The organism is uncultured Veillonella sp., assembly GCF_915069625.1.
Lineage (GTDB): Bacteria > Bacillota > Negativicutes > Veillonellales > Veillonellaceae > Veillonella.
The window spans coordinates 21,521-29,479 of record NZ_CAJZFD010000002.1; the positions used below are offsets into that span (position 1 = coordinate 21,521).

Consider the following 7,959-nt stretch of genomic DNA (forward strand, 5'->3'; position numbering starts at 1 on the left):
ATCTAGAGATTTGCGGATCACTTTGGAGCAAGCAGGAACCCTGCCGGTGAACACCGTTATATGTCTAAGTGGCTTTCACAATATGAAGCCTAGTTATTTCGTATGCTCGGAATGTTCTAGCTTTCACAGAAGGTCAGTAGGGTGGTACCACGGATATTACGTCCGTCCCTTCGGGGACGGGCGATTTTTTTATGTAAAAGGAGCACATCATGGATTACGGTAAGACGTTACATTTGCCTGAAACAGAATTCCCAATGCGCGGCAATTTGCCTAAGCGCGAACCAGAAATCTTAAAATTCTGGGAAGACAACAAAATTTATCAAAAACGTTTGGAATTGCGTAAAGACGCAAAACCATTCATCTTGCATGATGGCCCTCCATATGCGAACGGTAAATTGCATATCGGTCATGCCCTCAACAAAACGTTGAAGGACATCATCATGAAATACAAGACTATGACTGGTCACTATACTCGCTACATCCCTGGTTGGGATACGCACGGTTTGCCAATCGAGCATGCGGTTATTAAAAACACTGGTCTTAACCGTCATGAAATGGCGCCTCTTGATTTGCGCAACAAATGTAAGGAATATGCATTAGAATGCGTAGAAACTCAAAAACAAGACTTCATTCGCTTTGGTGTATTGGGTGAATGGGATCGCCCTTATTTGACATTGCGTCCTGAGTTCGAAGTAAAACAACTTGGTATTTTTGGCGAAATGGCAAAACGTGGCCACATCTATAAAGGCCTTAAAACTGTATATTGGTGTACTCACTGTGAAACTGCATTGGCAGAAGCAGAAATCGAATACGCTGAGAAAAAATCTTTCTCCATCTACGTAAAATTCCCTTACGTATCCGAGAAAAAGGTAACTTTGCCAGCTGGCGTAGATCCAAAACAAGCATACGCTGTTATCTGGACAACTACTCCTTGGACAATGCCTGCCAACGTAGCAATCTCTGTTAACCCTGAACTTGAATATGGCTGGGTAAAAGTAGGCGACGAATACTACTTGATGGCTACTGAACTCGTTGATGCGGCTATGAAAGACATCGGTATTGAAGACTATGAAATCGTAAATCGTTTCTCTGGTGCAGATTTAGAATTGGCTGAATTCAAACATCCATTCGTAGAACGTAAATCCACTGTATTGTGTGGTGACCATGTAACACTCGAAGCAGGTACTGGTTGCGTACATACAGCGCCTGCACACGGTGAAGATGACTTTAACATCGTTCAACGTTACAACAAAGAAGGTAAAGTTGAGCTTCCTATCGTATCCCTTGTTAACGAAACTGGTAACTACACTAAACAAGTTGACGACAATCGTTATGGCGATACTGAATTCCCATTAGCTGGCGTGGAAATTCACGATGCAGAGGTGCCTGTTATCAAAATCTTGGCGCACAACAATGCATTGCTTCACAAATCTAGCTTGCGTCACCAATACGCTCACTGCTGGCGTTGTAAAAACCCTGTAATCTACCGTGCCACAGAGCAATGGTTCTCCTCTGTAGATGGTTACCGTCAACAAGCTCTAGATGCGATCGACAATCAAGTACAATGGATTCCTAAATGGGGCCATGACCGTATCTTCAACATGGTTCGCGACCGTGGTGACTGGGTAATTTCCCGTCAACGTATTTGGGGCGTGCCAATTCCTATTTACTATTGTGAAAGCTGCGGCGAGCACATCATCAACGATGATACTATCAAAGCATTACAAGAAAAAGTAGCTGTAGAAGGCTCCGATGCTTGGTGGGCTCACAGTGCAAAAGAATTATTGCCAGAAGGTTTCAAATGTCCTCATTGCGGTCATGATGAGTTCAAAAAAGAAACAGACATCATGGACGTATGGTTTGACTCTGGTTCCTCTTGGGCTGGCGTACTTGAAGTTAACGGTTTAGATGTACCATGTGCTATGTACCTTGAAGGTTCTGACCAACATCGCGGCTGGTTCAACTCTTCCTTGTTAACTGCAGTAGCAACAACAGGTAAAGCACCATACAACTCCGTATTGACTCACGGTTTCGTTGTGGACGGCGAAGGTCGCAAAATGTCTAAATCTGTAGGTAATACAGTAGCACCAAGCGACATCATCGACGTATACGGCGCCGACGTTATGCGTTTGTGGGTATCCTCCGCAGATTACCAAGCAGACGTACGTTTGTCCAAAGACATCGTAAAACAATTATCCGAAGTATACCGTAAGATCCGTAATACATTCCGCTTCTTATTAGGCAACTTGGATGACTTCAATCCAAACACTGACAAAGTGGCTTACGCAGATATGTCCGAATTCGATAAATGGGCATTGTTGCGCTTAGAAGAAGTACGTCAAAAGGTTACTGAAGCATATGAAAACTATGAATTCCACATGTTGTATCATGCAATTCATAACTTCTGTACAGTAGACTTGAGCTCCATCTACCTTGATGTAATGAAAGATACTATGTATGCTGAAAGCAAAAACAACGTAGCTCGTCGTTCTGCTCAAACAGCTATGTATGAAATCTTGAAAACATTAGTAGCAATGGTATCTCCAGTACTTTCCTTCACAGCAGAAGAAGTTTGGAAATACATGCCTAAAGAAGAAGGCATGCCTGAATCCGTTATGCTTCAAGATTGGCCACAAGGTCATCCTGAACACTTCAACCAAGAATTGGCTGATAAATGGAACCAATTGTTAGACTTGCGTACATCCGTACAAAAAGCATTGGAACTTGCTCGTCAAAACAAAACAATCGGTCACCCATTGGATGCATCCGTTACAGTATACGCTGAAGGCGCTGCATTCGACGCATTGAACGCTCTTGGTAAAGACGGCTTGGCTAAACTCGTTATCGTATCCGAAGCTCACATCGTAAATGGCGCTGCTCCAGCAGAGGCTGTAAAAGACGAAGAAACAGGCGTTGCAACAGTAGTTGCTCCATCTGAACTTGAAAAATGTGAACGCTGCTGGATCCACCGCGATACAGTAGGCAAAGATAGCGAACACCCTACACTTTGCCATCGCTGTGCAGAGGTTGTTAAATCTCTATAATCTGTAAATAAGAAACCCTTCTCTAACACGTTAGTTAATTTCAGACTAAGGTGGAATAGAGAAGGGTTTTTATTTTGTTTTGATAGGTTTGCTTTGACTGGTTGGTATTATTGTAATTATATTATGATTCGAAGTAGGTACAATAATTACATTGTTTTATAAACTATTAAAATTTTATAGAAAATTATGAATTCATTGCATGCTATCTTTCTCATAAAACTATCTATAGTAATTACTACCTTCTTATTTTCCTCATGAAAAATTAATGTGTAAAAATTTACTCATTTCATATTAAACTTAATATCCTAGTTTAAGATGTTTATAGTTAGTTTAGTTATTGTGCTTATATGAGAAGGAGGAAGAGCAATGGTAGCAACTATCGTTAAAGCAATTTTGGCTGCACTTACTGGTTTAGCAAACGCAATCTTGCCTTTATTCAAATAACAATTTCATTCCCCAGAAAAAAGACCACCCAGCTTGCGGGTGGTCTTTTTCTTATGCCTGAAAATAGAAATCAATTTGTAACATAATGATTTAGAGAATCTTTAAGTGTCGTTTAACTATAAGGAGTTATATTGACTATAGAAACAAGCATACCTATAATGAAGATGAATTAACCATGAAATGAACGTGAAGAACGGGCAGTGTTGTGTGGTTTTATTTCTTATGCAAAACGAGGGGAGCGTATAAGTCATGAGAAGAAACATAATTATTAAGGCGTTGGTGTTAGGGACTATAGGATGTGCGTTTAGTGCTACAGGTTTTGCAGCAAATGTACAAAATGGACATGGCCAAGGTATTACAGATTCTACTACAGAAGTAAATGGGGCTAAGCATGAAGCGGTTCGCTCTAGTTGGATGGATCGTACAGATATTATAGTCGGTACCCAATCTAAGGTAGGGGCTCAAGTTTCGGTAGAAACATTACAACCCTTAACCCATTATGATGAAAACTCTAAATCAGTTCTATTCGTACAAGGTGGCATCGGTAAAGGTGGCCAAGAGGATCAAGCTAGCTATTTCTCTGGTGGCAATGGGGGATATTGGTATCCATACAATCCAGTTACGAAAAAAGGAGAACAACGGTATAGACCTGAAGAACATCATAATACTAAATCATTGGGAACTGTTGCTAATGTAGGGTTAGGCTATCGTATTCTCAGTAAACATGAACATGCGTATGTAGGTGTTAATACGTTCTATGATCATTCCTTCTCGAAAAAATATAACCGTATCAGCGGTGGCTTGGAATATGTATCTGGCTTTAACGAAGTTCGCGCTAATATCTATAAGGGATTAAATAGTACAAAATCTGAACCTTATAATGTACCTTTATATGAAGGTTATTTTGAATTCTTGTTAGATGGTGGCACTGCAGGTTATACAGTTTACAAGTCTCAAAAAGCATTGTCCGGATATGATGTAAGCTATGCGCGCACCTTTAAGAATGCCCGATGGGCACGTGCTTATGTAGGCGCTTATCATTGGAATGGCTTAGGTGCCACAACACATGGTGAAGGTCCTGCCTTAACTCTTAATGTTGGTAAAAGCCACGGATGGCAAGCCGGTACTACATTACAACTTACACCACATGTTTCTCTAGATGTAGGGTATACATCAGATAATAACAACTCTAGTGGTGCCTATGGTTTTGTTAAATACACATTAGGTACATCCAAGTTTGCTTGGCATGGTGGTAAGCATAGTGATGATACTATTACCAATGCACGGGCTAGAATGTTAGATAAAGTAAATCGCAGCCCAATGCGAGTAGGTAATACCTATGAAGAATTCTGGATGGTAGTACCTTATGATCACTTATAAAGGCTAGTGGGGAGACAGTAATATATGATAAGCAAGTTAGTATTTAGAGCCATGGTTTTAGGTGCTGTAGCATGTGCATTTAGTGCTACAGGTTTTGCAGCAGACGTACAAAATGGACATGGACAAGGTATTGCAGATTCTACTACAGAAGTGAATGGGGCTAAGCATGAAGCAGTTCGTTCCAATTGGTTAGATCGAACAGATATTGCCGTAGGTGTTCAAACTGGTGGTACATCTGATTCGCATAAGGGGATGTTCCCTAGTGATTATAATAATAACTTTTACAATACAAAATCAGATTACGGGAATATCACTAAAGCCTATATAGAAACATTACAACCTATTACCCATTATGATGAAAACTCTAAGAGCGTTGTGTTCGTACAAGGTCGTATTGGCCGTGGTGGTGAGAAAATCTCCTCTAAAGAGGTAAGAGGTTATTTCACTCCAGACCTTGTAATGTCACCATTTGGGTTTGATGTTTTTACGGAAATCAATACAGATGAAAAAACATCTGAGTCGTTAGGAACGGTTGGTAGCTTAGGTGTTGGTTATCGTATTCTTAGTAAACATGAACATGCTTATGTAGGTGTTAACGCTTTTGTAGATCGTGCTTTCACAGGAAATTACAATCGTATCAGCGGTGGTGTAGAGTATGTGAATGGACTCAACGAAGTGTATGCCAATGTGTATAGAGGCCTTGGTAATAAGGAACTCGTAAAAGGCGGTGGCGGTAATCCATATCCTAAACGGTTGTATCCTAATGGCTATCCAGATACATTCCCATACAATACCATTCCTAGTGAAAATTATAATACCTATGTAGGTGGTGGCGTGTTAGATGGATATGAAATAGGGATTGTAAGGTCCTTTAAAAATGCACGTTGGGCTCGTGCCTATGTAAATGGGTATCGTTGGAATGGCAATGGATTTAACCACAAACAAGAATATAATTGGGGTCGTCCAGGTCATTGGTCCGTGCCATGGTTTACTGCACGAAATGCTAACCATTATAAAGGCATTAAAATTGGTGCTGAATTACAGTTAACACCACATATATCTTTAGATATTGGGTATAACAATGCCAATAACATGTCGAAAGGGATGTATGGCACTCTTAAATATACATTAGGTACATCTAAATTTGCCTTCTGGGGTGGCAAGCATAGTGATGATACGATTACTACAGCTCGCTCTAAAATGCTAGATAAGGTACGTCGTCAAGACATGATTGTAGAATCCTTTGATGACATTGAATACGATTATTTGGCGCCAATTGATCATCTATAATACCACTGTAGTTTAGATTATAGATATTAAATAAGACATGTAATAATAGGAAAGTAATTTATATGAGCAAGACATTAATGATAAAAGCAATGGTTTTAGGTGCTGTAGCATGTGCATTTAGTGCTACAGGTTTTGCAGCAGATGTACAAAATGGACATGGCCAAGGTATTGCAGATTCTACTACAGAAGTGAATGTGGCTAAGCATGAAGCAGTTCGTTCTAACTGGATGGATCGTACAGATATCGTAGTTGGCGTTGGTATGAAAAATTCTGAAGAGTCGAGTAGCCATCACTTCCATAATTTTACGCCTTGGGAAAATCATCCTATTGTGGGGACTTCTGATAAATCCAAATCTACAGAACTCAACAAGTTATACATTGAGACATTACAACCTGTAACTCATTATGATGAACATACTAAAAGTGTGTTTTTTGTACAAGGGCGTATAGGACGTAGTGGTGAAAAGATATCCTCTAATAAATTAAATAACTATTGGGTTCCAGATAGACCGGCAGGGACTTTCACAGTTCATGAGGGTGAAACGAAGAAACAAGAATCTCTAGGTATAAATGCTAATGTTGGTGTAGGGTATCGTCGCCTTAGTAAAGGTGAGCATGCTTACGTTGGTGTCAATGCATTCTATGACCATGCATTTAAAAATGGATATAAACGTGTTAGTGGTGGCTTAGAATATGTGGTAGGGCTTAATGAATTCCATGCCAATATTTATAAAAATTTAGGATCTAATGAAAGAAAATATATAGGCCTTCATGGGCGAACTGATACATGGTATGATCCTACAGGATTGTATCCATATGGAATGGATCCTGATCAAAGTCTTTATGATTATGCTAGGGTTGATTATGAAAATCACTGGGCTCTAAGTGAAAATACTGTAGCTAGAGGTTATGATATTGGCTATGCTCGAACATTTAAAAATGCTAGATGGGCTCGTGTCTATGCAGACTATTATAACTGGCGTGGTAGAGAGGCTGTAAAAGTAGGGTATTATAAATTACCTAAACGCGATGCTATTAAAGGCTTTAAAGTGGGGGCAGAATTCCATATTACACCACATCTTACTCTTGATGCGGGTTATAAAACAGCGTCTCATCATTTGAGTGGTCCTTATGCAACTTTGAAATATACAATCGGTACATCCAAGTTTGCTTGGCGTGGTGGTAAACATAGTGAAAGCGCGATTACAACGGCTCGTTCCAAGATGCTTGATAAGGTACATCGCAGTGATATGGTTGTACAAGAAGTTGAGGAAGAAACTTATGACCACGGCGTTGTCGATGTTGGTTTATAATCTGTAACGCATTAAAATTACTCAGATGATGGCAATTATTATATTGCTACAATAACTATGTGAGAGAAGGGTAAAAATTACATGTATTTTAATACTAAGTTTAATATACGACTGCTACTTTGTGTAGCAGCTTGTACGATGTGCTGGACTATTGCTTTCGCAGATAGTACTGATATAAATACTGCTGTGAAAGTGAATTCTAGCAGTTATCAAGATTGGGCTGATCGAACTGATATTTCAGCGAAGTTTCAAACCAATCACAAGCCAATATATGGCATAGAGACCTTACAACCTATAGGTCATTATGATAACAACTCTAAGAGCGTAGTATTTGTACAAGGAAAAGTTAGCTCTCATGGCGGTGTAAGTCAAATTGCCAATGGATATGCGAACCATGTAACTCGTAATGCGGGCGGAATTGTATATGAATATGACTTTAATCAATCTACACAATCTATAGGCACAACTGGCAGTATAGGACTTGGCTA

General features: G+C 39.7%; 4 protein-coding genes and 1 pseudogene. All 5 read left to right on the forward strand.

The window, feature by feature from the left end; translation table 11 throughout:
- Positions 1–209: 209 nt before the first annotated feature.
- A complete protein-coding gene (gene ileS, locus QZ548_RS00225; RefSeq protein WP_295867211.1) occupies positions 210–3,044 on the forward strand; it encodes an isoleucine--tRNA ligase in 2,835 nt (944 codons plus the stop codon).
- 693 nt (positions 3,045–3,737) lie between these two features.
- Positions 3,738–4,868: an inverse autotransporter beta domain-containing protein gene (locus QZ548_RS00230; protein ID WP_295867214.1), complete on the forward strand. Its 1,131-nt coding sequence runs from the start codon at positions 3,738–3,740 to the stop codon at positions 4,866–4,868.
- A gap of 24 nt (positions 4,869–4,892) precedes the next feature.
- On the forward strand, positions 4,893–6,158 hold the full coding sequence (locus QZ548_RS00235) for an inverse autotransporter beta domain-containing protein (protein ID WP_295867217.1): 1,266 nt from the start codon (positions 4,893–4,895) through the stop codon (positions 6,156–6,158).
- Positions 6,159–6,220: 62 nt separating this feature from the next.
- Complete coding sequence (locus QZ548_RS00240; protein WP_295867219.1) at positions 6,221–7,471, forward strand: inverse autotransporter beta domain-containing protein; 1,251 nt, start codon at positions 6,221–6,223, stop codon at positions 7,469–7,471.
- Positions 7,472–7,609: 138 nt separating this feature from the next.
- Positions 7,610–7,959 (forward strand): annotated as a pseudogene (locus QZ548_RS00245) (hypothetical protein); the annotation flags it as partial.

What these genes read in the sequence shown, in the direction of transcription:
- ileS (WP_295867211.1), top strand. Translation starts at nt 210, where the DNA reads ATGGATTACGGTAAGACGTTACATTTGCCTGAAACAGAATTCCCAATG.
- QZ548_RS00230 (WP_295867214.1), top strand. Translation starts at nt 3,738, where the DNA reads ATGAGAAGAAACATAATTATTAAGGCGTTGGTGTTAGGGACTATAGGA.
- QZ548_RS00235 (WP_295867217.1), top strand. Translation starts at nt 4,893, where the DNA reads ATGATAAGCAAGTTAGTATTTAGAGCCATGGTTTTAGGTGCTGTAGCA.
- QZ548_RS00240 (WP_295867219.1), top strand. Translation starts at nt 6,221, where the DNA reads ATGAGCAAGACATTAATGATAAAAGCAATGGTTTTAGGTGCTGTAGCA.